The following is a 26,007-nucleotide window of genomic DNA, read 5'->3' as shown; positions in this document are numbered from 1 at the left end:
AAATCACAGCCGGTCCCGGCCTTGCTCAAGGCTGGGGCCGTCCGCCGTTTCAGACTATTAAATGATAAATGGGGATGCCGCTTGATTGCCGCTCTGGTTCTCAAAGTTGCCATCGCGAGCCTGTTCGTCTTTTCCTTGATACTCATGTCGATGCTGATCCTCGGCGTGTGAACACATGCCGTATCAGGTCAGATCAGGTCAGGGTCGCTCATGACTGTCGCCTCCGGTCCGGTGGAAGCGCTCGAGTTGTTCGATCAGATGACGGACGAGCGCAGCAAGGAGGTCTCACTTCACGACGTTGATCCAGAGGTTCTCCGCCGGGCGCTGAGCGTTGAGGAAAGGGCCGCCGTGATTGGCGGCTTCTTTGATATTCGGTGACCGCGCATTCAATGCACTCTTGAGTTGATCGGCCAGTTTGATCGACCACAAAATCACTGCATCAGATGTACTGTAATCCCCGCGTGGTCGTCCACGAGCACGAGATTGCGCGTCCCTGCCAGGACGATGCCCGGCATCATCAGGCTGTCATCGCCCTGTCATCGGTGTCTCATTGATTGCTGCTCCTTTCGCCGCGCATCGCAGAGGGTAGACATGCATCTGATCAAGACAATTTCTTCCAACCGCCGGTCGATCCTGAAGGGCCTCGCGGCCGCAGCCGTCGCGCCGCTGGCGGCGCCGGCCATGGCGGCGGAGGGCCTGTCGGCGCAGCTGACCGGATCGGCGGCCGCAATCGCCACCGACAAGGCCTATTGGACGGCCGTGAAGGGGCTCTATGCCGTGACGCCTGATGTCGTCAATCTGGAGAACGGCTTCTGGGGCATCATGGCCGAGCCCGTGCGGCGCGAGTTCATCCGCCTGTCCGACATGGTCAACTATCAGAACACCTATTACGCGCGGCAGCGGTCGGGCCCGGATTTCGAGGCCGTGCGGGCCAAGGTGGCGCAGGCGGTCGGCGCGGCGCCCGAGGAAATCGCGCTCACTCGCGGTGCGACCGAAGCGCTACAGCTGCTCATCAGCGGCTACAACAAGCTGAGGCCCGGCGACAGCGTGCTCTACGCCGACCTCGACTACGATTCGATGCAGTATGCCATGAACGCGCTCAAGGCGCGCCGCGGTATCGACGTGGTCAAGTTCGATGTGCCGGAGCCGGCCACCCGTCAGGCCGTGCTCGACGCCTATGCCCGCGCCTTCGAGGCGAATCCGAGGACCAAGCTTCTCCTCCTCACCCATGTCAGCCATCGCACCGGCCTCATCATGCCGATCACCGAGATCGCCCGCATGGCCAAGGCCAAGGGCATCGACACCATCGTCGACGCCGCTCATTCCTGGGGGCAGATGGACTTCAGGGTGGGAGAGCTCGAGGTCGATTTTGTCGGCTTCAACCTGCACAAATGGATCGGCGCGCCGGTCGGCGTGGGCTTCCTCTATATCAGAAAGGACCGCCTCGCCGACGTCGACCGCGACCTCGGCGACGAGGATTTCCCGGACACCGACATCCGCTCGCGGGTACATACTGGCACGGTCAATTTCGCGACGGTGCTGACGGTGCCCGCGGCGGTCGAACTCCATCAGCAGATCGGTGCTGCGGCGAAACAGGCCCGCCTGCGCTACCTGCGCGACTACTGGGTCAGTCGCGTTCGCAGCTTCAAGGACATCGAGATCCTGACGCCGGATGAGGCCGGCCTGTATGGTGCGATCACGTCCTTCCGCCTCGCCGGCAAGACGAGCAAGGCCGACAACGACGCCACCGTGGCGAAGCTCAGGGACACCTACAAGGTCCTGACGGTTCGCCGGGCGGGCGTCGCCAGGGGCCAATGCATCCGCGTGACGCCGGCGCTCTACACAGAGGAGGCCGATCTCGACCGGCTCGTCGAGGCGCTTGCTGCGATCACGGGTACGAAGGCGGGCTGAACCCGCGCAAGGGGGAGGGAACGCACCTCCGTCGGAGGCGCTGGTCGAGTCTCACTCACACCGGAAACGTGAGCGACTTCGCCAACCCTGAGGGCCTCGACCGTCGCGACCATGTTCGTGCGGCTGGCGACCGACAGCGCGCCGGTGGCAAAGCCGAACTCGGCGCAAATCCCGTCCAGAACCCCGGTCCGGTCCATCGTTCCGGCGTGATCACGCAATCGTAGATGGCGCCGATGAGGTCCGAGAACTTTTCGACCGAAGCCTGCTGCATCGGGAATTCCAATGGCGGGTGTCACAGCCTGCCGGCCAAGGCCTTACCATCTCGATTCCGCGACGCAACAGGAGCGCCGAACGTCCCCTCGTCCTGGGCCGAGCCTTTACGCCTGAAACGAGAACTGCGAGCTTCGCAGGGCGCGAAAACTCCAAAAATCGACTTGGACCGTCATTTCGCCTTACAGTTGTCGAACTAATCCAAAGATTGAGAAATTCAGGCTAAGTTCAAGAGCATGACGTCTGTTCGTCTCACTTTCCTGTACGTCGCGGGGACCACCTTCGTTCTTCTCGCCGCGGCTACCTTCATTTTTGTCAACCCGCGCTCGCTTGTCCGGTCCGCAATCGAGGTTGGAACCTTCTCCTTCGACGGAAAGGAGGAGCCGATCGAGTCGCCCGAAATGCTCGCCAAGCGTATACCGGCGGTCTATGTGCCGGCCGCTCTTGCGATAGCGGAGAAGAACGGCGCGCAACGATCGACGCAAGATGCATTCCAAAACTCGTCGGCCGACAGCATCGGCCAGACCGTGAGTATCCAGACCGTTGTCGACCCCGCCGCTGCCGAACAAGCCAAGGCGTTCCATCAGAAGATCATCGATCAGATCGTGGGGGAGGAAGGCAAGCGCAGCGGCTTCGTGCGCGAAGCCGCCGCCTTACGGACGGTGCTGCTGAAGCAGATCAGCGATGGGGTGGATCAACAGATCGCTGACTACGGGAAGATGCTCGACCGCCTGGATGGACTGCTCCCCGAAGCGGAGGCCTCGCTTCGCGCCAGACAGCTCGAACGCGGCTCGGAGCCCCAGCGCGCCACGACGCACGCCGAAGGAGACAACAAGGCGAGCCCTGAATTTGACGGACGTCGCAAGGAAATAACGGGCTATCTGCAACTGCTGGGAGCCCTGAGCGAGGATCGTGCCCAATCCTCCCACGATCTCACGGTGCTACGCGCCCGGCGCGATAGCCTTGCCTTTGCCCTTCTCGAGGCGCAGATCGCCACGAGGGCGTTCAAGAGCACACGGATCACGCTCGCACCCGAGGTCATGCCGCAACCGGTCGGCGCAAAGCGGTTCTCGCTCCTGGTCATCGCCGCGGTCGCCTCGATCCTGATCGCGTTCGGAGCGCTTGCCTTTCTTCACAGCTTCGTCGTCAAGAACTCCTGACTGAACGGCCGGCCACGGTCTCGCGGCCACAATGTTTGCAGATGAGCGGCAAGTGAACGAGATTTCGAACCGCAGCCCCATCGAAGCCGACGCGAGCCGCAACGAGGGGCTCGGGCCAGTCTTCCTCATCAATCTGCACGTGGCCGCCTGCTTCGTCTCAATGGTCTATGTCGTGCAATACTATGCGCCGCTCATGCGCCTGGCTGCCGCGAACAGCGACAGGCTCTTGCTGGCCGCGCTGAGCGGCGCGCCCTTTGCACTGCTCTCGATCCTATTCGCCGTGTGCCGCTTCAGCTTCGGCTATGTCGTCGGCTTCTACCTCTTCACCATGTTGATTGGCTACCTCTGGCTGCTCCCCCTATCCACATTCTCTTACGATCATGCCGTGGCTTATGCCTCCGCATTCGCCTCGGGGATGGCGTTCCTCCTTCCCGCCATGCTGATGTCGATACCGGCCACGCAGAGGTTTGTTTTGTCAGAGGTCGCCTTTCAAAGGCTGCTGACCTGCATCCTGGTGCTCGCCGCCGCAGCACTCGGAGTCGGCGCGCTCTACAATGTGCGGCTGGTTGGGATCTCTGAGATTTACAATTTTCGCAACCAGCTCGAATTTCCGACCTGGCTCTCGTACGGACTTGGGATCACTTCGAACGTCCTGCTCCCGTTCGCCTTCGCCTTCTTCGTCGTCGACGGCGCCAAGTGGCGGGCCGCCCTGTGCCTGCTGCTGCTGCTCATGTTCTATCCGATTACCCTGTCCAAGCTTTCCCTTTTTGCGCCGGTATGGCTGATCATTCTGGCGGTCGCGTCACGGGCCTTTTCGACGAGAACCGCGGTGACGCTATCGCTGCTGGTGCCGATCCTGTTTGGCATATTGCTGGCCGGTCTGCTCGACCTGAACGCCATCTCGTTTCAACAGTTCATTGCCTATTTCAGCCTGGTCAACTTCAGAATGATCGCGCTGACCTCCGGCGCCCTCGACTTCTACAACGACTTCTTTGCCCATCATGACCTGACTTGGTTCTGCCAGGTGAACGTCCTGAAACCATTCATTGACTGTCCCTACCGCAAGCCCCTCGCGATTGTGATGCAGGACGCTTACAGTGTAGGGAATTTCAACGCCTCACTGTTCGCAACCGAAGGCATCGCCTCGGTCGGCGTCGTACTTGCGCCGCTCGCCGCCTTCATTTGCGGTTTGGTCGTGGCGCTCGGCAACTCCGCCTCTTCCGGCCTGCCATCGCGATTTGTCCTGCTGTCGGCCGGCGTGCTCCCGCAGGTCTTCCTCAACGTCTCCCTCACGATCACGTTCGTATCCAACGGCGCTGCACTGCTTTTCATACTCTGGTACGTGACCCCCCGGCCACTGTTCGGCAAGCCAACATGAAAGCCGCGGAACGAGACCTTGGACCGACCGGGATCTCGGCCGCATAGTCGCTTCATGCCTGCCGCTGCCTGGGGTTCACCTCTTCGTCTCCTGCCTGTCGCTGGTCTATGTCGCCCAGTTCTATGGTTATGCCGGAGCGGTCGCCTTTGCGCAGGGCGCGCTTGCCCAACGCGGCCCTTGCTCATCGTGCAATATGTCTGCTGAGCGATGACGTGGCGAAGATGGCGTGCGGTGTGAGGTCTCGAACTGATGATTCCGAGTCGTCGACGGCTTCAGGCGTTGTCTTGGCGCCTTCGCCAGTCGCACACCTGCGGATCATGACCCAAATAGCCATCCGCGCATGGCTGCAACGCAGGTCGGCGTTGTGAGGCATAGGTTGAAGCCACCCCCTCCATCATCCTAATATTGCTGTTCCCGCACCCAACGAGACCTTTTCATGCTCCCCATTCCTGCCGACATCTTCACCGAGCCCGACGACGTCTCGCCCGACGGCCTCGCCAATCTCGGGCCGCTGCGGCATCTGGCCGGCGTCTGGCAGGCCGACAAGGGCATCGACATCAATCCGAAGGCGGACGGGCCGGAGCGGCGGGTGTTCATCGAGCACATCCGGATGGACCCGATCGATCCGCAGGCCAACGGGCCGCAGCTGCTCTACGGGCTGCGCTATCACATCCACATCAACACGCCCGAGGAAGACATCACCTTCCACGACCAGGTCGGCTACTGGCTGTGGGAGCCCGCGACCGGGCTGGTCATGCAGACGCTCGCAATTCCGCGCGGGCAGGTTCTGCTCGCATCGGGCAAGGCCGCGCCGGATGACAGAAAGATCTTCGTCACGGCCAAGCGCGGCGACACGGCTTACGGGATCTGCTCGACCGATTTTCTGGAACAAGCCTTCCGCACCGACAGTTACTGCTGCGACATCACTTTCAACGATGATGGCAGCTGGACCTATCTGATCCAGACCGAACTCTTCGTGAGAGGCGCGCCGTTCAATCATCGCGACACCAACACGCTCAAGCTCGTTGCGCCGCCAAAGCTCAACCCGCTGGCGGTGATCGTGAACGATCGTGCCAAGGCTAAAGAGAAGAGCGAAGGGAAGGGACCGGCGGCCTGAGCGGCGGCTGCGGAGATCTGCATGAAACCCTATGTCATCTGCCTGATGGCCTCGAGCGTCGATGGCCGCACGCATCCGAGCCGCTGGCGGCCGATGGGTACGGGCGCGGACTGGTTCGAGAAGATCCATGACGAGCTCGGCGGCGATGCCTGGGTGATCGGCCGCGTCACCGGCTCGGAGTTTGCCAAGGGCAAGCCGTATCCCGCGACGACCGAGACATTCCCGCGCCAAAACTGGTTCGCGCGGCGCGATGCGGATACTTATGGCGTCGTGCTCGACGCGCACGGCAAGATCGGCTGGGGCCGTTCGGACATCGGCGGCGATCCGATCGTCGTGGTGCTGACTGAAGGCGTGCCGGATTCGCATCTTGCAGGGCTGCGCGGCGAAGGCGTGTCCTACATCTTTGCCGGCAAGTCCGAGATCGACCTGATGCTGACGCTGGACGTCCTCAATCGCGAGCTTGGCGTGAAGCGCCTGCTGGTGGAGGGCGGCGGCGTTGCCAATGGCGCGTTCCTGCGCGCCGGTCTCATCGACGAGCTCAACCTGATCCTCTGTCCCGCGGTGGACGGCGCCAGCGGTGCGCCCTTCGTATTCGACTCGACGGAAGTCGACCGTGACCGGCGCGCGCCCCTCGCCGCGATGACGCTGGAGAGCACGCGGCAACTCGGCGGCGGCGTGCTGCTGCTGCGCTATCTGATCCAGAACGAAGCGGCGGGCCAGTAAAGCGCGGGCATGGCTGATAGCTCAGAGTACATCGTCATCGTCGGCGCCGGCGCCGCGGGTCTGATGGCAGCGCGCGAGCTCGCACGTGCCGGCAGGCGCGTGACCATCCTGGAGGCGCGCGACCGCTGCGGCGGACGCATCCATCCGCTGCCCGCGGCGCAGTTCGGTTATCCCGCCGATGGCGGCGCTGAGTTCGTCCATGGCGAGGCGCCGGTCACGCGCGGCCTGATGCGCGAAGCCGGGCTATCTCTTCAGGAGATCGAAGGCACGCAATGGAGCTTTGACGGCACAAAGCTCTCGCGCGAGGACCGCGACAATCCGCATGAGGCCGAGCTGCAGGCGGTGCTGAGAGAATTGAAGGACGACCTTACCGTCGCCGATTTCCTGCGCCGTCATTTTGCCGACGACGACTATGCGCGGATGCGCCATTCCATCGCGCGCATGGTCGAAGGCTACGACGCCGCCGATCCCGAGCGCGCCTCGACGCTGGCGCTGCGCGAGGAATGGATGGATGGCGGGCATAGTCCGCAGGGGCGCATCGTCGGCGGCTACGGCGCGCTGATCGATTTTCTGGCGGCCGAGTGCCGCAGGCATGGCGTTGCGATTCGTCTTGGTTGCGTGGTGTCGGCGATCGAGCAGGGCGGCAGCGCGGTTTCCGTGCGCTGCGCCGGCGGCGATGCGCACGCCTGCGATCGTGTCATCCTCAGCGTGCCCCTGCCGCTGCTGCGCGAGATCGCACTTCCGCAAACCGCGCGCGTGAAGGCGGCCGCCGCCGATCAGATCGGCTTCGGCAATGTCATCAAGATCCTGCTGCGCTTCAAACGGCCCTGGTGGCGCGACCGGCGGGCGGAGCTCGCGGACATGACCTTCCTGCTGTCGGACGAGACGATCCCGGTGTGGTGGACGCAACGTCCCTTCGCGCATGCCGTGCTCACCGGCTGGTTCGGCGGGCCGCGGACGGCGAAGCTCGCAAAGCTGGATACGCAGGCGCTGGTCGACGCCGGGCTCGATTCACTTGCCGCAATGTTCGGCCTGTCGCGCGAGAATATCGCGCGCGATGTCGTGGCGGCCGCGGCGATCAACTGGGCGCAGGATCCTTTCGCCCGCGGCGCCTATTCCTGGGCGACGCCGCAGACGCGCGCGGCGCAGGCAATCCTCGCGCGCGCTGACGGCCCGGTGCTGTTCTCCGGCGAGGCGCTCTATCGCGGCCGCGACATGGGCACAGTGGAGGCGGCGCTCGCGAGCGGTTTGGAGACGGCGGTGACGATTTTGCAGGGACTATAAAAAGGCCCGCAGAGCTGCGGGCCTTTTCTTGATCAGCGACAAGCCGCCTTACCAGCGTCCGCCGCCGAAGCCGAATGTCACGCCGGGGCCGCCGCCGCCGTAATAGCCGTACGGTCCGCCGCCGTAGTAGCCGTGGTGCCGCGGATAATAGCCGTAGCTACGGTAGTACGGGCGATGATAGCCGTGATGGCGCCAGTGATGGCGATATCCATGGCCGTGATGATGGTGCCTGTACTGGGCGCTGATGTCGGTCGATTGCTCGGCTGGCGCGTTCTGCTTTGCCCTTTCACTGCCGGCCGCGTGAGCCGCGGATCCGCCGGCCAGCGCCGCAGCACCGACAGTCATCGCGACCAAGAGATACTTCATGTCGTCACTCCAGTTGAGATACCGAGCGACAACACATGGGAGCCCGGCGCGTTCCGGCCAGAGCGGGCGTCGAAACGACGCAGTAACAATTCCGGCGCGCGAAATGCTGAACGACGTGGCATTTATTGTCGCACCATCGATGTCGTCGCGTTGCCGCCATCACCTCGCCGCGAATGCGGCGATCACCTCATCCGAGGTTACGATGCGGGCGAACTCGCCGTTGAGGTTCGACAGCGTCATGGCGTGGATCGCCTCGGCCGAATGCTTTTCGCCGTCGGGCCCGATCCGATCGAACGTCCATGTCGCGTCGCGCACGAGGCGCGTGTCGAAGCCGAGATTGCCGGCCATCCGCGTCGTCGTTTCCACGCAATGATTGGTGGTGGCGCCGCAGATGACGAGGGTCGCGATGCCGGCCGCGCGCAGCCGGCTCTCGAGGTCGGTGCCGATGAAGGCGCTGTTGACATGCTTGACGATCACGGGCTCGCCCGGCGCTTCGCGCGCCTCGTCCTTGACCGCGTAGCCGGAGACCTCGGGGCGAAACGACGAGCCCGGCTTGGTGCCCTCGTGGCGGATATGGAATATCGGCGCGCGGTTTTGCCTGAATGCCGTCAACAAATGGGCAATGCGCGCCACCGCGTCGGGATTGTTGCGTCGCTTCCCCGCCGCCTCCCATTCGTCGAACGCGCGCTGGACGTCGACGACGATGAGGGCGGGCAGAGATCGTGGGCTGGTCATGGAGGGGGATCCCGACGCTTGTTGAGTGGAATATGCGAGGCGATGACGACAACACGCAATGTCAATCTTCCCTCGTTTCGAGCCGCCATGACAGATGCCATGACAGGTCCTGTAGCCTGGATGGAGCGTAGCGTAATCCGGGGCCGCAGCATCCTCTGCGCGACTTCCCCGGATTTCGCTGCGCTCCATCCGGGCTACAAGCCTTTACGGATGCGGACCTGGAAAGCCGTGGCGCTCGGAGAGCGCGGCGAGGATCGCATCCTTGTCGGCGATGAAGGCGCGGCCTTGATGGCTGCCGGTCTGGTGCGGCGACATCGCCCCGTCCGCCAGCACGAGCAGCGGCAGCGACTGGTTCTCTTCGCCGACCAGCGCAATCACCGCCTGCCGCGGCTGCGGCCATGCGATGCGCTGGACGTCGAGCGTGGCGGCCAGCGCCGGAAACGAGGCGAGCACGCCTTCGATCAGCGCACAGTGCCAGCAATAGAAACGGCGGTTCGGAAAGGCCGGGTCTTCGAAACCGGGGCGCAGTAGAAACAAGACGTCGCGGGTCATGAGTCGCTCCGCATGGCCGTCTTGCTGAGGATCAATGTGTGCATGGCTGGCCAGCCTAACCTCAAGGGATTAATCCATCGGGGAATCGATGGCGCAACGAGAGGTCTCCATGCCAGAGCCGACCAGTCAACCGCAAGGTGCTCCTCGCACGCTCGCCGAGGTGACGACGCTGCCGGAACTTTTGCGGTGGCGCATCGGCGCGACGCCGGCGGTGGAGGCCTACCGGCATTTCGACACCGCCGCGAGGCGCTGGGTCGGCCAGTCCTGGCAACAGATCGATGCGGAGTTCGAGCGCTGGCGGCAGGCGCTGGCAGCGGAGGATTTTGCGCCCGGCGAACGCGTCGCGATCCTGATGCCGAACGGGATCGCGCATGTCGCGATGGACCAGGCGGTGCTGTCGCGCGGCCTGGTGCCGGTGCCGATGCATGCAGTCGACAATCCCGACAGCATCGCCTACATCCTCGCCGATTCCGGTGCACTGTTGCTGTTCGTGGATACGCTGGAGCGCTGGCAGGCGATCGCGGCCACCGGCCAGCCGCTCGATACGCTCAAGCGTATCGTCTGCGCGGACGCGGCCGGGCCGGCGCCGACCGACGCGCGCATCGTCGAGCTCGCCCGCTGGCTCGCGGCCCCATCTCGCGCGGCCGCGCCGCTGCCTGACGTCGCGGTCAGGCCGGACGATCTCGCCGCTATCGTCTACACGTCAGGCACGACCGGGCGGCCGAAGGGCGTCATGCTGTCGCAGGACAATATCGTCGCCAACGTGAAGGCGGTCGACCGCCGGCTCGCCGCGATCCCGAGCGACGTCTTCCTCTCCTTCCTGCCGCTCTCGCACAGCTTCGAGCGCACCGGCGGCTACTACTATCCGATCGCGGCCGGCGCCTGCGTCGCCTATGCGCGCTCGGTGCCGCAGCTGTCGGAGGATCTCAAGCATGTGCGGCCGACGGTGCTGAACTCGGTGCCGCGGATCTATGAGCGCATCTACGCGCTGATCATGCAGCACCGGGCATCGGCCGGAAGCATCGAACGCGCGCTGCTCGATCTTACGCTCGCCGTCGGCGGTCGGCGCTTCGACGCGCGGCAGGGGCGCGGCTCGCTGTCGGTGCTCGACCGGCTGGCATGGCCACTCCTGAAGCGCCTCGTCGCCGATAAGGTGCTGGTGCAGTTCGGCGGCCGGTTGCGCATCGCGGTCTCCGGCGGCGCGCCGATCGCCGAGTCCGTCATCCGCCTGTTTCTCGCGCTCGGGCTCGACATCCTCCAGGGCTACGGCATGACCGAGACTTCGCCGGTGGTCTCGGTCAACACCGCCGAGGACAACGACCCGCGCTCGGTCGGCCGGGTGCTCGACGGCATCGAGGTCAAGCTCGGCGAGAAGGATGAGCTGCTCGTACGCGGGCCGAGCGTGATGCTCGGCTATTGGCGCAAGCCGGAGGAGACGCGCCGCGTCAAGGACGCCGACGGCTGGCTGCACACCGGCGACCAGGCCCGCATCGAGAGCGGGCGCATCACCATCACCGGCCGCATCAAGGATATTCTCGTCACCTCCACCGGCGAGAAGATCGCGCCGGTCGACCTCGAGACCGCGATCCTCGCCGATCCCCTGTTCGAGCAGGCGCTGGTGATCGGCGAGCAGCGGCCGTTCCTCGCGGCGCTGGTCGTGCTCAACGCGAAGGCCTGGGAGCAAGAGCGAAGAAGGCTCGCGGCCAGCGGCACGCCGGGCGAGGCCGCGGAACGCGCCGTTTTGCTCGGGCGGATTGCCGCGGCCGTGAAAGCCTATCCCTCCTACGCCACGCCACGCGCGGTGTGGTGGACGCTCGAGCCGTGGACCATCGCGGCGGGATTGTTGACGCCGACATTGAAGAACAAGCGCCCCGCGCTCGAACATCGCCTTGCCGCCGAGATCGAGCAGATCTACGCGAAGCGCCCGTCCGCGCCTCGTATCGCCTGAGACGCTGCTCACTTCATCTTGATGAGCCGCGTCCATCGCACTTGATCCAGCGCAAGCTGCAGGGCCGTTCGCCAATGCAATGTCGCCGCGAAATTCGAACTGAAGATCGAGGCGAGACATGAAGGCGTATTTCATCGGCGGTGGCGTTGGGTCGCTCGCGGGCGCGGCGTTCCTGATTCGTGACGCGCAGCTGCCGGGGCGCGACATCGTGATCTACGAGGCGCAGCCGCTGCTGGGCGGCAGCCTCGACGGCGCCCAGCTTGCGAACGGCGCCTATTCGCTGCGCGGCGGCCGCATGCTCACCACCGATCATTACGAATGCACCTGGGACCTGCTGTCGAGCATTCCTTCGCTCGAACGTGCCGGCATGAGCGTGCGCGAGGAGACCGTCGCGTTCAACCGGGAGAACCCCGCGCATTCCCGGGCGCGTCTGGTCGACCGCAACCGCTTCAAGGTCGATGTCTCGACCATGGGCTTTTCCGCGCGCGACCGGCTCGAGCTGTTGCGGCTCACGGAGGCATCCGAGGAAAAGCTCGGTGCAAGCCGCATCACCGACTGGCTATCGCCCGGATTCTTCGAGTCCAACTTCTGGTACATGTGGCAAACCACCTTCGCCTTCCAGCCCTGGCACAGTGCGGTCGAGTTGAAGCGCTACCTGCACCGCTTCATGAACGAATTTCCGCGCATCGAGACGCTCGCGGGCGTCAAGCGCACCGCCTACAATCAGTATGACGCGATCGTGCGGCCGCTGACCGACTGGCTGAAGGAGCAGGGCGTGCAGTTCGTCCGGGGCACGCGCGTCACCGACATGGCGTTCGAGCGCGACGGCGAGCGCGTGCGTGTGCACCAGCTCGTGCTCGATCGCGACGGCCGCACCGCCAATGTCGGGATCGAGGATGGCGACCTCGTGTTCTTCCAGAATGGCTCGATGACGGATGCCTCGAGCCTCGGCAGCATGACCGAGCCGCCGCCGCGGCTGACCAAGGTCGACAGCCAGGGCTGGGCGCTCTGGGAAAAGATCGCCAGGGGCCGCCCCGAGTTCGGTAACCCCGCAGCGTTCAACGCCTCGATCCCGGAATCGTACTGGCTGTCCTTCACGGTGACCTGCCGCGATCCGCGCTTCTTCGACCGGATGGAGGCGTTCTCCGGCAACCGGGCCGGCACCGGCGGGCTCGTCACGTTCAAGGATTCGAACTGGCTGATGTCGGTGGTGCTCTATCGCCAGCCTCATTTCGTCGGCCAGCCGGAGAGCGTCCAGGTGTTCTGGGGCTATGCGCTGCATCCGGACCGAGTCGGCAATTTCGTCGCGAGGCCAATGTCCGATTGCGGTGGCGCCGACATCCTGAAGGAGCTCTGCGGACATTTGAACTTCGATGCGAGCGTGTTCGACGACGCGATCTGCGTTCCCTGCCGCATGCCCTACATCACCAGCATGTTCATGCCGCGGGCTGCGACCGACCGTCCGCTGCCGGTGCCCCGGAATTCGGTCAACCTTGCCTTCGTCAGCCAGTTTGTCGAGATTCCCGACGACGTCGTCTTCACCGTCGAATATTCGGTGCGTGCGGCGCAGACCGCGGTCTACCAGCTCATGAAGATCGATCGCCCGATCCCGCCGGTGACCCGCCACGACAAATCGCTCGCGGTGATTTTTGCAACGCTGGAGAAGGCGTTCGCGTGAGGATCGCTTCCCCCTCTCCCCGTTCTTACGGGAGAGGCAAGAAAATCTATTTGAACGGATCCTGGATCGACGGCGCGGACTGCCGGATCCGGCGTACGTTGACCGGCGTGCCGTCGGAGACGAACAGCAGCTCGTATCTCCGGCCCTCGCTGTCGGTGGCCGAGCAGGTGACATCCGACACCTGCTTGGCGGCGAAATTGCCGGTCTGGCGGCAAGTTCCGGTGGAGGTCTGCTCGGCCGGTACCGGCAGGCCGTCGACCTTGGGCCGGTCCTTGGAGTTGAGCAGCATGCGGTCGATCGGCAGCTCGTAGGAATTGTCGTCGGCCCGCTTGCCGTTCTCGCCCGAGAACGACACCACGTGGTTGTCGTCGCTGGGATCGTCGACAGCGACCGCGAAATTGACCCGGCCCTTGTCGCCATGGGCGTAGGCCACGGTCTTGCAGGCAAAGCTGCGCCCGGCGACCTTCAACGTCTTGCAGTGGCCGGACATCAGCGCCAGCAGGTCAACGAAGGGGTTATACAGCGCCGGATTGTTGACCGGAATCGGCATGGAAGACTCGGCAAAACAAGGGCTTGCCAAGGCTGTGATCGAGGCGACGAGGGCTGCTGCGAGGAACGGTCGGCAGAGGCGCATCGCGAGGCTCGTAGGCCAGAGGACCACGGAGACGGGAAAGTTCCGTCCAATAACGATCGAACCGCAAATTGGTTGCGGTCCCGTTTGTGTCGCCAAGCCCGCCTGGAATACCACCGCGCCCACCCACGGGCGATTCGCCCGAATTGCCAACCTGTCCTGGCAGACACTTGCCGGGACCGCCGTGTTTTTTTCGTGGCGGAGGCTGCCCAAGACCTAAACCATCCAGGTGCTAAGCCATCCAAGCGCTAGCCCATCGCCGCCTGCCAGCGCGCATCGCGCAGGGACGGGCGACGGTGCAGGCGGGCATCCAGCAGAGCGCGGGCGCGGGGCAGCTCGCCGCCGCGCATGAGCGCGACGATAAAGGTGTCCTCGATCAATTCGCGCTGGGCATGGCTGCCGCCGATGCGCACGATTTGGCTGAGGACAGGCGCGAGCGCATGCACGCAGGCCGCGTAATCCTCATCGGCAAAGGCCGCCAGGGCGCGGCAGATCGTCGGCACCACAGGACCGGCCGGCAGCTTGCCCTCAGTGAGCCGCTGCTCGATCGCGGCGAGGCGCGCGGCAAGCGCCTCGCGGTTTTGCGTTGCCGCGGCGTATAACGCCATGTGGACGTCGGCGAACGGCAGGCCCGATTTCGGAAACAGTTTTTGCGCAGCGGCGTCGGCCTCGAGCCAGAGCGCCTTCGGCACGGCGTCGCCGTAAGCGGACAGGCGCCACAGCAGCGAGGCGCCATCGGTGATGGCGTTGAGCGGCGGCGCCTGCGTAGCCGAGGGCTGCAGCACATCGGCATAGATCGCAAGCGCGCGCGCCGCATCGCCATGCTCCAGCGCGCCGAGCGCCTGGTGCCAGCGGATATGGCCGTGCAGGATGCCGGCGCGGTCGTAAGAAGGGATCCAGTCGTCGACGAGACGGTCGGCCGCCTCGATCGAGCCGTCCTCGAACATCGCATGCAGCACCGCATGCGCGGCGTGAGCGTTCGCCCGGCGCAGGCCGAAGCCACGCTCGGTGACGCTGCGGCCGCGCGCGACATTGCCGTTCTCGGTCATCGCCCAGCCGTACAGGGTCAGGAACCACCAGTCTTCGCCGTAATGATGCGCGACGCGCTCGCACAGCTCCTGCCGCGCGCGGTCGTGATCGGCCATGCCGGAGAAGGCGAACAGGCCGAACGCGCCGAGCGGCAGCGACAGCACCACGGCATCGCGTGGCCATGCGTCGATGTGTTTCAGCGTCGCTGCGAGCGCCTCGGGGAGCCGGCCCTCGATCGCAAGCGCGAGCGTCTCGACATGCGAGCGCTCACGCTCCGTGCCGCGTTTGGCGACGAGCTCGCGCGCGATCGCCGCCTTCTGCCGCGCGAGATCGCCCTGCTGATAGAAGGCGTGCACGCGCCCGCGAGCGATATGGGGAAGCGCAAAATCCGGATCGGCGGTGATAGCGCGCTCCAACATCTCTGCCGTGCCGGTCCAGCCCGCCAGCATGAGGTCGACGCCCTCGCGATAGGCGGATGCCGCCTCGTGCGAAGCGGTGGAGAGCGGCAGGCCGTAGCGATCCTCGAGTGCCATCAGCGCCTCCCGCCCTCACGCCGTCCGCGCGCGGCGACCCTCGATCGGATAGGCTGGATCGTTGTAGCCCGGCGTCGAGGGATGGCCCGGCGTCACCAGGCGGTCGATCAGCGCCTCGTCATCCGCGGTGAAGCGGTAGTCGAGCGCGCTTATGTAGTCGTCCCACTGCACCTCGGTGCGGGGGCCCGCGATGACGGAGGAGACGAAGGCGGAGTTGAGCACCCAGGCGACCGCGAGCTGGCCGGCGGTGATGCCTTTCTTCTCGGCGTGGCTCTTGATCTCTTGCGCGAGTTTTAGCGATTCCGGCCGCCATTCGGTCTGCATCATGCGGGTGTCGTTGCGGCCCGCCCGCGTCTCCTTGTCCGGCGCTGCATCGGGACTGTATTTGCCGGTGAGCACGCCGCGCGCCAGCGGGCTATAGGGCACGATGCCGAGGCCATAATAGAAGCAGGCCGGAAAGTGCTCGACCTCCGGCATGCGGTTCATCGCGTTGTAATAGGGCTGGCTCGCCACCGGCCGGTCGATGCCGAGCCGGTCGCAGATGTTGCAGATCTCTGCAACGCGCCAGGCGCGGTAGTTCGAGACACCGAAATAGCGCACCTTGCCGGCGCGGATCAAATCGCCCATCGCGCGCACCGTCTCCTCCAGCGGCGTCGCGTGGTCCTCCTTGTGCAGATAGTAGATGTCGATGTGATCGGTGCCGAGCCGCGTCAGGCTTTCGTCCGCCGCCTGCAACACCCAGCGCCGCGACAGCCCGCCGCGATTGGGATCGTTGCCCATTTCTTCGTTCATGGGGTTGGCGAGCTTGGTCGCGAGCACCCAGGCGTGCCGGTTGGCGGCGATGGCGCGGCCGACCACCTCCTCGGAGCCGCCCTTCGAATAGGCATCCGCGGTGTCGATGAAGTTGATGCCGGCTTCATGCGCCTTGGCGATGATGCGCTGTGAGGCGGCTTCATCTGTGGGCCCGCCGAACATCATGGTGCCGAGACAGATCGGCGACACCTTCAGGCCGCTGCGGCCGAGCTGGCGGTAGTGCATGGGCTATCCTCGATGCTTCGATCAGCGGCAGCATATCCACCTAGCTCCGTCATTGCGAGCGTAGCGAAGCAATCCAGAAATGCGTCCGCGGAAAGATTCTGGATTGCTTCGCTGCGCTCGCAATGACGAGGTCGCGGAAGTGCCGTCGTTGCAACGCCGGGCGAAGGAGGGCGCGGCGCTACTCCTGCCCTTTCAAGATCTTGAACACGCCGCTCGCCATCACCACGCAACGATCGTCTACCGATACCTCGGTGCTCATGAAAATCAGGCTGCGCGTGGTGCGCACCACGCGGGGGCGGGAGATCAGTATGTCGCCGATCTTGCCGGCCTCGACGAAATGGGTGTCGAGCTGCACGGTCGCCATGTATTGCTTGCCGGTCTCGTAGCGGGCGGCCACGCCGCAGGTCCGGTCGGCGAAGGTCATCATCACGCCGCCCTGGACCATGCCGCGGCGGTTGTGGTGTTTGTCCTCGGTCGCCAGCGCGAATTCGTAATGACCGTCGACCTTGCGCTCCCAGAGCGGACCGATCAGGTGCATGAAGCCCGTGGTCTCGAGGATGGTCCAGCCGTCTGATTTAAGCTTCGCGGCGGTCTTGTCGATCATCTCACGGTCCATCCCTGCACGCACATCTCCCCTCGTTTCATCAAGCGCGGTCCTGGTGTAGTCAAGCATGATGAGACCTTTCGATGATGCCACCAGACGGAATATCGCAGACGCCTGTGCGGCATTCGCGCGGCTGCCTGACACGGCCGAACCGTCGACGCTGAAGCGCGCTGCGGTGGTGCTGGCACTGACTGCATCCGGTGACGGCGACGACACCGCCTTCCTGCTTACGCTGCGCGCATCACATCTGCGCGCTCATCGCGGCCAGTGGGCCCTGCCGGGGGGCCGCTGCGATGCCGGCGAGACGCCGGTCGAGGCGGCGCTGCGCGAGCTCGACGAGGAGCTTGCGCTCAAGCTCACGACAAACGACGTGCTCGGCCTGCTCGACGACTACCCGACCCGCTCCGGCTATCTGATCACGCCGGTGGTGGTGTGGGCCGCCGACGGCGCCACGATCCGGCCCAACCCGGATGAGGTTGCCTCCGTCCATCGCATCGGGCTCGCGACGATCGAGCGCGAGGACGCCTTCGACTTCGTCGCCATCCCCGAAAGCGCGCGCCGCGTGGTCCGCTTCCATCATCAAGGTAGCCTGATCCACGCGCCGACGGCGGCGCTCATCTATCAGTTCCGCGAGGTGCTGGCGGGGCGGCCGACCCGTGTGACCGAGTTGGAACAGCCGGTGTTCGCCTGGAAGTGACGATGGTAAACGGCGCGTTAACGTGACGGTTACCGGATGCCTGCTAAGAGGGCATCATGCATCACCCCTCGATTCGACGCGCCCTGACACTGGTTCCATTTGCGCTCGTCCTGCTCGCGCCGGCGGCGCGAGGCGGCGACGCCGACGCGCTGCCGCTCGTCCTCAGGAACGCGATGGCGCAAGCCTCGCCACAGGCGATCGCGGACTATCGCCGCAAGCTCGCCGAATATCAGGAGGCGCGCGCCGCCTTCGATGCCGAGGCCGGCGCCTATTGGAGCCAGATCTCGGAGAAGCGGCGCGGCCGCAATGCCAAGCGGCGCAGCAGGCAGCAGGTCACGCTCGACGATTACGTGCTAGAGCACCCGCCGCTCTATACCGGGCCGAAGCGGCCGGTGAACCCGGAGCCGGAGGAAACGCCGGAGCGCCCCGTGCGAAAGCCTATCCCCGTGGTCGCCGATCTCCTGCGCGCGGCGCAGGACCTCTACGAGTTCACGCCCCAACGGCCGGCGTCCGAGCTCGAGTTCAAGCGTGTCTACGCCCGCTACGCGCTGGCTTCAGGGCTGACGCGCGAGCAGGCGGTGCGGGTCTACGCGTTCGAGACCGGCGGCACCGGCAGCTACGATGTGCAAGCGGGAATTGAACATGGCGGCAAGCGCGCGATCTCGACCGCAATGGGCTACAATCAGCTGCTGACCACCAACAGCGTCGAGCTGTTCGCCGAACAGGGTCATGAATTCATCCGCGCGCTGAGCGAGAAAGTGGCGCGAGCCTCCGGGCCGGCCCGCAAGACGCTGGAGCACAAGCTCGGCGTTCTCAAGCACATGGTGGCGCATGCCCAGTCGGTGCCGGATACCTGGTCCGAGCACGAGAAGATCGGCAACACCGCGCAGGGCTGGGCCATGCATGCGATGGTGCTCGACATCGACATCGGCCCGATGCTGCAGACCCACAAGCTCTTGACCTCGGTGCTGTTCGCGCACGCCAAGGGCTACAGCCGTCCGCTCACCGCGGCCGAGCTCGAGATGATGAACCTCACCGGCGACGGCACCGGGCTCGACATGGTGACCATGCCGCAGGCGATGCGCGAGCAGGTGCCGACCTCGAATTTCTTCCAGCGCGGCGGCTACGAACGCAACCCGGTCGCGATCCGCCACAATACGGTGGCGAAATTGCTCGCGGTAACCGATGCGCGGATGGACAGCAACAGCAACAATGCCGGTGCGCGGGAGCTGGCGGGCGCGTTTTAGTTCTCGGTAGCTGTCATGCCCCGCGAAGGCGGGGCATCCAGTACGCCGCGGCTCATCCGTATCCCATCGCCGCCTCTGGAATACTGGATCGTCCGCCCCAGTGCGCAATTGCGCACAAGACGGACGATGACACCGAGGCTGTGGCTCGCCGCCGCCGCGCCTCTACTGATCCGACCCGAACCTGAACTTGCCGTCGGCTTCGAGATACGGGCCGGTGCGCATGTAGAGCTGGCCGTTGTGGCCGATGAAGAACAGTGTGCCGCGGGGCACCTTCTTGGCGCCCTTCAAGAGTTCGCCGGCATTGCTGGTGCCCATCTTGTAGGAATAGGTCTTGCCGTCCTTGTCATAGGCGTAGCCCATGTCGGGCTTGAGCTCCCACGGCGTTGCTGGGGTCTGCGCGAGTGCGGGCGCAGCGAACGCGCCCAGTACGGTTACAAGTGCAAATGTCTTCGTTGAAATTGCCATCATCCATCCTCCCCACCATTGGGGTGCCCGGCTTGAACAAATCACGAACGCTATTTCCGGTCAATTTGCGAAAGCGCCGCAGCGCATCACGTCTTGCCCAGCAGTTTGTGATTTTCCCTTCGCCCCCTCACGACTATGTTCCGCTTTCCGTCTAGAACGCAATTCGACAAAAATATTGGTGGGGATGATTCGAATGAACCATGTCGTTAAAGCCTGCTGGGCCGCCGCGCTGTTGCTGACGGCACTGGTGCCGGCCGCCTGGGCCGATGATTACCAGCTGAGCCACAACCAGCGGATTTCCTGCAGCCGTGGCCTTGCCCCGGGCAAGCTGAACACCGCGACCTGCAAGTCCTACACCTACCTCTTCAACACCAAGACCTCGGAATATTTCCGCTGCCAGGTTTCGCTGGCACTGACTCGCGACAACAAGGAAGTCATCAACGTCCAGACCGACGGCGGCTGCACCAAGAAGCCGCGCATCTTCGAGACCGACGGTCATTATGATTTCGATGCCACCGAGACCGAGCCGCCGAACACCAATTCGTTCTTTGGTCCCGGGGGCTACTCGGTCTGGGCCGCGGACGTGACCGCGCAGAAGGTCCGCGGCTGCATCATCATCTCCTCCGGCCTTGGCTCCGACATCTCCAAGTGCCTGGACATGACGTTCCAGTGAAGGTGCGCTCTCATACGGTGAGGCCGGGCTTGATCGCCGCCTTATAGAAGGTGCGCTGCCTCCCCCGCTTGCGGGGGAGGGTTGGGGACAGGGTGTCTCCACAATCGAGAACCCCCAAGAGGGCAGAGCCCTCACCCGGCGCGCTGCGCCGACCTCTCCCGCAAGCGGGAGAGGTGACCGAGTCTGCCGCGATTGATTGAGCCTCACGTAAGTCCGCTCGGCTGCGCCACGTCGCCGCACCTGCCACGTTCCCCAAAAATCCCGCCGGAACGGCCATTTACCGCAGGCCAGTTTTGCCTATTGGATGGGTTGACCCGCCCCCCTCATCCAGCCAATTTCCCCGCCGGTTTGGGGAGTGTAAAAATCATGAAACGGACTTTTTTCGGCGTGGCCGCGGCTCTTGCTCTGGCGGCGTCGGCGCCTTGCGCACATGCGCAATCCTTCATCAACGTGCTGACCGGCGGCACCTCCGGCGTCTACTATCCGCTCGGGGTCGCGATCGGGAAAATCTACGGCGACAAGATTCCGAACGTGAAAACGCAGGTGCAGGCCACCAAGGCGTCGGTCGAGAACCTCATTTTGCTCCAGCAGGGCCGCGGCGAGCTGGCGTTCACGCTGGGCGATTCGCTCAAGGCCGCCTGGGACGGCGAGGAGGAGGCGGGCTTTAAGACCAAGCTCGACAAGCTGCGCACCATCGGCGCGATCTATCCGAACTACATCCAGATCGTTGCGACCGCCGAGTCCGGCAGCAAGACGCTCGCGGACCTCAAGGGCAAGAGTCTCTCGGTCGGCGCACCGAAATCCGGCACGGAGCTGAACTCGCGCGCGATCCTCGCCGCCGCCGGCATGAGCTACAAGGACCTCGGCAAGGTCGAGTACCTGCCGTTTGCCGAATCCGTCGACCTGATGAAGAACCGTCAGCTCGGCGCGACGCTGCAATCGGCCGGGCTCGGCGTGGCCTCGCTGAAGGATCTCTCGACCTCGAGCCCGATCACGGTCGTCTCCGTGCCGAAGGAAACCGTCGACAAGATCGGCCCGCCCTTCATTGCGGCGATCATTCCCGCCAACACCTATACCGGGCAGGACAAGGACGTGCCGACCGCGGCCGTGATCAACTATCTCGTCACCAGCTCGGCGGTGTCGGACGATCTCGCCTATCAGATGACCAAGCTGGTCTACGAGTCGCTGCCGGAATTGCAGAACGCCCATGCCGCGGGCAAGGAGATCAAGCTCGAGACGGCGGCCAGTGGCAGCCCGGTTCCGCTGCACCCCGGCGCGATCCGCTATTACAAGGAAAAGGGGCTGATCAAGTAAGGTCAGGCTCTCACAGTCGGACGTCATGGCCGGGCAAAAGCGCGAAGCGCGTCTTCGCGCAGATGTCCCGGCCATCCACGTTCTAAGGCTAGGCGAGAAAGATCGTGGGTGCCCGGGCCTTCGCCTCGCCGAAGCGGCTTCGGCCGCGCAGGCGGGACAAGCCCGGGCATGACGGTTTGGATAGGCCTTGCCGATGCTATAAGCGCTGGACGATTGGGGACGAGTTGAAATGCTGGAAAAGGCAGAAGGCACCGAAGCGCCGATCAAGGTCGAGTTCGACAATTTCGAGCACGGCTTTCCGGAAGGTTTTGGTCCGGGCTGGTGGGGCCATCTCGCCTACTGGATCGGCATCGCGTTCGCCACCTTCCAGCTCTATGTCGCCGCCTTTAACTATCTGCCGAGCCAGGTGGTGCGCGGCGTCCATGTCGGCTTCCTCATTCTCCTCACCTTCGGCCTGATCGGCAATTTCACGGCCAAGAGCAATCTCGGCCGCGCGCTCGGCTGGCTGATCGGCGGCGCCGGGTTTTTCTGCGGGCTCTATCAGTGGATCTTCTACGCCGATCTGATCGCGCGTGACGGCGATCCGACGCGGCTCGATCTCGTAGTCGGCACGCTGCTTGCGGTCCTGATCTTCGAGGGCACGCGGCGGCTGATGGGTGCGGCGCTGCCGCTGATGTGCGGCGCCTGTCTGGTCTACTGGTTCTTCGGCCAGTATCTGCCGTCGCCGCTCAACCACCGCGGCTATGATTTCGACCAGATCATCACGCATCTGTCGTTCGGCACCGAGGGCTTCTACGGCGTGCCGATCTACGTCTCGGCGACCTACATCTTCCTGTTCATCCTGTTCGGCTCGTTCCTGGAGCGCGCCGGCATGATCCAGCTCTTCACCGACGTCTCGCTCGGGCTGTTCGGCCGCACCCGCGGCGGTCCGGCCAAGGTCGCGGTGTTCGCATCGGGCATGATGGGCACGATCTCCGGCTCGGGCGTCGCCAATGTCGTCACCGTCGGCCAGTTCACCATTCCCCTGATGATCAGGTTCGGCTACCGCCGCGCGTTTGCCGCCGGCGTCGAGGCCACGGCGTCGATGGGCGGGCAGATCATGCCGCCGGTGATGGGCGCGGTCGCCTTCATCATGGCGGAGACGCTGGGCGTCCAGTACTCGGAAATCGTCAAGGCGGCGGCGATTCCCGCAGTGCTCTATTTCGCCTCCGCGTTCTGGATGGTGCATCTGGAAGCCGGCAAGTACGGCCTCACCGGCATGAAGCGCGCGGAAATCCCGAGCGCCTGGAAGGCGCTGGTGACACGTTGGTATCTCGTGCTGCCGCTCGCGGCGCTGGTCTACATGCTGTTCGAAGGTTTTACGCCGCTCTATGCCGGCAGCATGGGCCTCGCGCTGACGGTCGCGTTGATTCTGGGTGCCAGCATCACGGCGGGCGTCTCCCACACGGTGATCCGCTACATCTTCTGGATCGGGCTTGCGCTCGTCGTGGCTGCGCTGTCGCGTGACGGTCTTCAGATCGTGCCGGTTGCTGGCGTCGTCGTCGCCCTGGTCGTCATCACAGCGTTCGTGCGCGGCGGGTTTGCCGCCCTGCGCGCCTGCCGCGATGCGCTGGCCGAGAGCGCCAAATCCGCCATCACCGTCGGCATGGCCTGCGCCATCGTCGGCGTCATCATCGGCATGATGTCGCAGACCGGCGTCGGCACCATCTTTGGCGGCTGGGTGATCGGCCTCGGCGAGAAGAGCCTGTTTCTGGCGCTGATCATGACGATGCTGCTGTCGATCCTGCTCGGCACCGGCATCCCGACGATCCCGACCTACATCATCACGGCCGCGCTCGCCGCGCCCGCGCTGGCAAAGCTCGGCGTGCCCCTGATCGCGAGCCACATGTTCGCGTTCTATTACGGCATCATGGCCGATCTCTCGCCGCCGGTGGCGCTGGCCGCGCTGGCGGCGGCGCCGATCGCCAAGGAGAATCCGGACAAGATCGGCTGGGAGGCGATGCGCATCGCGCTCGCCGGCTACGTCATTCCCTTCATCTTCGTCTATTCGCCCGCGCTGATGCTGCAAGCCGGCGATCCCATGGCGGCCAAGCTCGGCTTCTACGGCGCGGTGGCGCTCGCAAGCCTCAAGGCGCTGGTGGCGATCGCGCTGTTCGGCATGGTCGCGATCGGCTTCCTGTTCACGCGGTTGACGCTGCTCGAGCGCGTGGTCGCGCTCGGCGCCGCGTTGTGCCTGCTCGGCGATTTTCCGTTCAGCGACACCGCGGGTTTCGTGCTCTCGGCCGCGCTGGTGCTGTGGCAATGGCGGCAAAGGCCGCCGGCGGCGATCGAGGCCGTGTGAGCCTCTGTTTCGCAACAGCGGGCGGCGTGAAGGCGCTGGCGCTGTCTGCGTTCACGCTGGCATGGACGCATTCGATCGCGAAGGTCGAGTGGCAGGAAGACTGGCGCGTCACGCCGGCGGGCCTCGAACTGGTGCAGGCCCGCGTCAAGGGCACCGGCCCCGGCATGGAGCCGCCGCCCGAGGCGCGGCTCGTCGACGGCTGGTTTCAATGGCAGCCGAAGCGCGGTCCGACGCAGGAGGTCGTGCTTGGCAATTCCGGTGCGGCTGGCGAATGGCGGCTATGCCATGACGGCGTGTGCATGACATTGTCCGAGATTGTCGGTCATCCCATCGGTGCTAACGTCACCACGATGAAAGCTTGCAACGATCCGTAGCCCGGATGGAGCAAAGCGTAATCCGGGGACAGTCGCCACGGATTACGCTGCGCTCCATCCGGGCTACGGACAATAATAACCAGGGAGAAAACGCGATGGATCGGCTCAAGGGCAAGGTTGCGATGGTGGTGGGAGCCGGCTCGATCGGACCGGGCTGGGGCAACGGCAAGGCCACCGCGGCGACCTTTGCGCGCGAGGGCGCGCAGGTGTTTTGCGTCGACCGCAACGATGCCGCGGCCGAGGAAACCGCGAAGATCATCACCGACGAAGGCGGCAAGGCGACCGCCTTCACCGCCGACGTCTCGCGCGCGAGCGAGGTCGAGGCGATGGTCGCGGCGTGTCTCAAAGCTTACGGCCGCATCGACGTGCTCGACAACAATGTCGGCATTGCCGAGATGGGCAGCGTGGTCGAGGTGACCGAAGAGAGCTGGGACCGCGTCTTCAGCATCAACCTCAAGAGCGCCTATTTCGCCATGAAGCACGTTATTCCGGTGATGGTGAAGCAGGGCGGCGGCTCGATCATCAACATCTCCTCGATCGCGTCGATCCGCCACATGGGCATCTCCTACGTCACCTACGGTACCTCGAAGGCGGCGATGAACCAGATGACGCGCACCACCGCGATCGAGTTCGCGCGCCATCATGTGCGTGTCAATGCGATCCTGCCCGGCCTGATGAAGACGCCGATGGTCGCACATTCCGCCGGCCTCGCCGCCAGCTACGCCAAGGGCGACGTCGAAGCGATGTGGCGCGCCCGCGACGCGCAGGTGCCGATGGGCCACATGGGCGACGCCTGGGACGTCGCCAATGCGGCGCTGTTCCTGGCGTCGGACGAGTCGAAATACGTGACGGGAATCGAGCTCGTCGTGGACGGCGGGATTACGTGCAAGGCGGGGGCGTAACTACAACCTCCACCGTCGTCCCGGACAAGCGCGCCCAAAGCGCGCGCAGATCCGGGACCCATAAGCACAGCATGAGGTTGTTTTGCTAAACGGTAACTCCGAGTCCCCTTAAACCACATCCGCCTGTGGCTATGGGTCCCGGATCAGCGCTCCGCTTCGCTGCGCTTGTCCGGGACGACGACGGAGCTTGTGGCGCTACTGCGCTAGCGCCAGAATCCCGCCGGCGAAGGAATGCCACGCCGCCGTCTCGCTGATCGGCCAGTTCAAGACCTTCACCGCCAGCATCGCGAGCGTGCCGTAGATGTAGACCGGATGCACGCGGCCCTCGGTGCGCCAGTCGCGCACCATGGCGACGACGAGCAGCAGCGAGGCGACGACAGCCGGCGCGATGGTCACTGGCACCGGCGGCGGGCCCGGCGGTCCGGGAGGCGCGAGGAAGGTGAGGAACCAGCGCGCAATCGCTGCGTCGAGGATCGAGACCGCGGCGAGCAGCATCAGGCGCTTGTGAATTTCGGGCTTTCGCGTGTTCATGATCGCCAGCACAAACACCACCGCAAAGAACGCGATCCCGCTCATCGGCACGATCGAGAAAGCGATGCCGGCCTCTTTCTGCCCGAGCGCGGCGGAATGCTGCATCACATGCACGGAGGCGAGGAAGCCGAAGATCGTCATCGCGGTCGCGAGCGACACGCCGGCGATGCCGAGCGAACGGTGATTGACCACGCGGCCCGAGGCAGCGAGCCAGGTCTGGAGCACGAAATAGAGGGTCCAGGTAAAGAACAAGAGTCCGTGAAAATGGATTACCGGACTCGTGGAGAATGTCCGGTTGACGAGCGGCACCCAATAGGTCGGTGCGAAGCCGAGAAACGCGGTGGCCGCGCAGGCCAGCGCCATATGGAGATAAAAATATCGTGCAGGCGACGCATCACGCGCGCGTACACGACGGTCGTCGATTAGGGTTGTCATCTGGAGTGAGTCTGGGGAAGCGGCGTTTGGTTCAATGTTGTTCACGCGGTGTAATGCGCTGCTGGCTCAAT

25 protein-coding genes are annotated in these 26,007 nt (G+C 64.6%); 16 read left to right on the top strand and 9 right to left on the bottom strand.

Annotated features, from left to right (window positions below):
* Positions 1-210: 210 nt before the first annotated feature.
* The 7 genes from GWG65_RS25290 to GWG65_RS25260 all read left to right on the top strand — a co-directional run bounded on the left by GWG65_RS25290 (position 211) and on the right by GWG65_RS25260 (position 7,843).
* Positions 211-378: a hypothetical protein gene (locus GWG65_RS25290; RefSeq protein ID WP_275198275.1), complete on the top strand. Its 168-nt coding sequence runs from the start codon at positions 211-213 to the stop codon at positions 376-378.
* A 213-nt stretch (positions 379-591) separates the two neighbouring features.
* Positions 592-1,911, top strand: coding sequence for an aminotransferase class V-fold PLP-dependent enzyme (locus GWG65_RS25285; protein WP_275198274.1), 1,320 nt, complete (start codon positions 592-594; stop codon positions 1,909-1,911).
* Between the two features lie 506 nt (positions 1,912-2,417).
* Positions 2,418-3,341 carry a hypothetical protein gene (locus tag GWG65_RS25280; RefSeq protein WP_275198273.1) on the top strand — a complete coding sequence of 308 codons (924 nt, stop codon included), beginning with the start codon at positions 2,418-2,420 and terminating at the stop codon, positions 3,339-3,341.
* Positions 3,342-3,393: 52 nt separating this feature from the next.
* Positions 3,394-4,719 carry a hypothetical protein gene (locus GWG65_RS25275; RefSeq protein WP_275198272.1) on the top strand — a complete coding sequence of 442 codons (1,326 nt, stop codon included), beginning with the start codon at positions 3,394-3,396 and terminating at the stop codon, positions 4,717-4,719.
* Between the two features lie 436 nt (positions 4,720-5,155).
* Positions 5,156-5,836 carry a heme-binding beta-barrel domain-containing protein gene (locus GWG65_RS25270; protein WP_275198271.1) on the top strand — a complete coding sequence of 227 codons (681 nt, stop codon included), beginning with the start codon at positions 5,156-5,158 and terminating at the stop codon, positions 5,834-5,836.
* A gap of 21 nt (positions 5,837-5,857) precedes the next feature.
* The gene (locus GWG65_RS25265) at positions 5,858-6,559 is read left to right on the top strand and encodes a RibD family protein (protein ID WP_275198270.1); all 702 of its coding nucleotides are present in this window, start codon (positions 5,858-5,860) and stop codon (positions 6,557-6,559) included.
* A 9-nt stretch (positions 6,560-6,568) separates the two neighbouring features.
* A complete protein-coding gene (locus GWG65_RS25260) occupies positions 6,569-7,843 on the top strand; it encodes an NAD(P)/FAD-dependent oxidoreductase (RefSeq protein WP_275198269.1) in 1,275 nt (424 codons plus the stop codon).
* A gap of 48 nt (positions 7,844-7,891) precedes the next feature.
* Here the strand turns inward: GWG65_RS25260 and GWG65_RS25255 are convergent, their stop codons facing one another.
* The 3 genes from GWG65_RS25255 to GWG65_RS25245 all read right to left on the bottom strand — a co-directional run bounded on the left by GWG65_RS25255 (position 7,892) and on the right by GWG65_RS25245 (position 9,496).
* Positions 7,892-8,209: a hypothetical protein gene (locus tag GWG65_RS25255; protein ID WP_275198268.1), complete on the bottom strand. Its 318-nt coding sequence runs from the start codon at positions 8,207-8,209 to the stop codon at positions 7,892-7,894.
* A 159-nt stretch (positions 8,210-8,368) separates the two neighbouring features.
* The gene (locus GWG65_RS25250; protein ID WP_275198267.1) at positions 8,369-8,944 is read right to left on the bottom strand and encodes a cysteine hydrolase family protein; all 576 of its coding nucleotides are present in this window, start codon (positions 8,942-8,944) and stop codon (positions 8,369-8,371) included.
* A 204-nt stretch (positions 8,945-9,148) separates the two neighbouring features.
* Positions 9,149-9,496 (bottom strand): DUF3088 domain-containing protein, encoded by a 348-nt coding sequence (locus tag GWG65_RS25245; RefSeq protein WP_275198266.1) that lies wholly within the window; start codon positions 9,494-9,496, stop codon positions 9,149-9,151.
* A 109-nt stretch (positions 9,497-9,605) separates the two neighbouring features.
* Between GWG65_RS25245 and GWG65_RS25240 the strand changes: the two genes are divergently transcribed.
* Both GWG65_RS25240 and GWG65_RS25235 read left to right on the top strand, forming a co-directional pair.
* Positions 9,606-11,444, top strand: coding sequence for an AMP-dependent synthetase/ligase (locus GWG65_RS25240; protein WP_275198265.1), 1,839 nt, complete (start codon positions 9,606-9,608; stop codon positions 11,442-11,444).
* A gap of 118 nt (positions 11,445-11,562) precedes the next feature.
* Entirely contained in the window at positions 11,563-13,122 is a 1,560-nt protein-coding gene (locus GWG65_RS25235; RefSeq protein WP_275198264.1) for an oleate hydratase, read from the top strand.
* 46 nt (positions 13,123-13,168) lie between these two features.
* Here the strand turns inward: GWG65_RS25235 and GWG65_RS25230 are convergent, their stop codons facing one another.
* The 4 genes from GWG65_RS25230 to GWG65_RS25215 form a co-directional block, all read right to left on the bottom strand.
* Positions 13,169-13,756 carry a hypothetical protein gene (locus GWG65_RS25230; RefSeq protein ID WP_275198263.1) on the bottom strand — a complete coding sequence of 196 codons (588 nt, stop codon included), beginning with the start codon at positions 13,754-13,756 and terminating at the stop codon, positions 13,169-13,171.
* Positions 13,757-14,001: 245 nt separating this feature from the next.
* Entirely contained in the window at positions 14,002-15,315 is a 1,314-nt protein-coding gene (locus GWG65_RS25225; protein ID WP_275198262.1) for a tetratricopeptide repeat protein, read from the bottom strand.
* A gap of 15 nt (positions 15,316-15,330) precedes the next feature.
* The gene (locus GWG65_RS25220; RefSeq protein WP_275198261.1) at positions 15,331-16,353 is read right to left on the bottom strand and encodes an aldo/keto reductase; all 1,023 of its coding nucleotides are present in this window, start codon (positions 16,351-16,353) and stop codon (positions 15,331-15,333) included.
* 178 nt (positions 16,354-16,531) lie between these two features.
* Positions 16,532-16,957, bottom strand: coding sequence for a PaaI family thioesterase (locus GWG65_RS25215; RefSeq protein WP_275198260.1), 426 nt, complete (start codon positions 16,955-16,957; stop codon positions 16,532-16,534).
* 67 nt (positions 16,958-17,024) lie between these two features.
* Here GWG65_RS25215 and GWG65_RS25210 point away from each other — a divergent pair, with 67 nt between their 5' ends.
* The gene (locus tag GWG65_RS25210; RefSeq protein WP_275198259.1) at positions 17,025-17,654 is read left to right on the top strand and encodes a CoA pyrophosphatase; all 630 of its coding nucleotides are present in this window, start codon (positions 17,025-17,027) and stop codon (positions 17,652-17,654) included.
* A gap of 56 nt (positions 17,655-17,710) precedes the next feature.
* Positions 17,711-18,901: a hypothetical protein gene (locus GWG65_RS25205; protein ID WP_275198258.1), complete on the top strand. Its 1,191-nt coding sequence runs from the start codon at positions 17,711-17,713 to the stop codon at positions 18,899-18,901.
* Between the two features lie 162 nt (positions 18,902-19,063).
* On the opposite strand, the gene GWG65_RS25200 is transcribed toward GWG65_RS25205, so the two are convergent.
* A complete protein-coding gene (locus tag GWG65_RS25200; protein WP_275198257.1) occupies positions 19,064-19,366 on the bottom strand; it encodes a hypothetical protein in 303 nt (100 codons plus the stop codon).
* A 193-nt stretch (positions 19,367-19,559) separates the two neighbouring features.
* On the opposite strand from GWG65_RS25200, the gene GWG65_RS25195 reads away from it, so the two are divergent.
* The 5 genes from GWG65_RS25195 (at position 19,560) to GWG65_RS25175 (ending at position 24,970) form a co-directional block, all read left to right on the top strand.
* The gene (locus tag GWG65_RS25195; protein WP_275198256.1) at positions 19,560-20,039 is read left to right on the top strand and encodes a hypothetical protein; all 480 of its coding nucleotides are present in this window, start codon (positions 19,560-19,562) and stop codon (positions 20,037-20,039) included.
* Positions 20,040-20,405: 366 nt separating this feature from the next.
* Positions 20,406-21,353, top strand: coding sequence for a TAXI family TRAP transporter solute-binding subunit (locus GWG65_RS25190; protein ID WP_275198255.1), 948 nt, complete (start codon positions 20,406-20,408; stop codon positions 21,351-21,353).
* A 229-nt stretch (positions 21,354-21,582) separates the two neighbouring features.
* Positions 21,583-23,694, top strand: a complete 2,112-nt coding sequence (locus GWG65_RS25185; RefSeq protein WP_275198254.1) for a TRAP transporter permease — start codon at positions 21,583-21,585, stop codon at positions 23,692-23,694.
* Positions 23,655-24,068, top strand: coding sequence for a DUF1850 domain-containing protein (locus GWG65_RS25180; RefSeq protein WP_275198253.1), 414 nt, complete (start codon positions 23,655-23,657; stop codon positions 24,066-24,068). Before GWG65_RS25185 ends, GWG65_RS25180 begins: the two co-directional genes overlap by 40 nt.
* Positions 24,069-24,163: 95 nt before the next feature.
* A complete protein-coding gene (locus GWG65_RS25175; RefSeq protein ID WP_275198252.1) occupies positions 24,164-24,970 on the top strand; it encodes a glucose 1-dehydrogenase in 807 nt (268 codons plus the stop codon).
* Positions 24,971-25,165: 195 nt separating this feature from the next.
* Here the strand turns inward: GWG65_RS25175 and GWG65_RS25170 are convergent, their stop codons facing one another.
* Positions 25,166-25,936 carry a hypothetical protein gene (locus GWG65_RS25170; protein WP_275198251.1) on the bottom strand — a complete coding sequence of 257 codons (771 nt, stop codon included), beginning with the start codon at positions 25,934-25,936 and terminating at the stop codon, positions 25,166-25,168.
* Positions 25,937-26,007 lie beyond the last annotated feature (71 nt).

It is taken from the genome of Bradyrhizobium sp. CSA207, from assembly GCF_029051685.1.
GTDB lineage: Bacteria > Pseudomonadota > Alphaproteobacteria > Rhizobiales > Xanthobacteraceae > Bradyrhizobium.
Note: the sequence above shows the minus strand (reverse complement) of the source record. Positions and strands in the feature narration are given on the sequence as shown.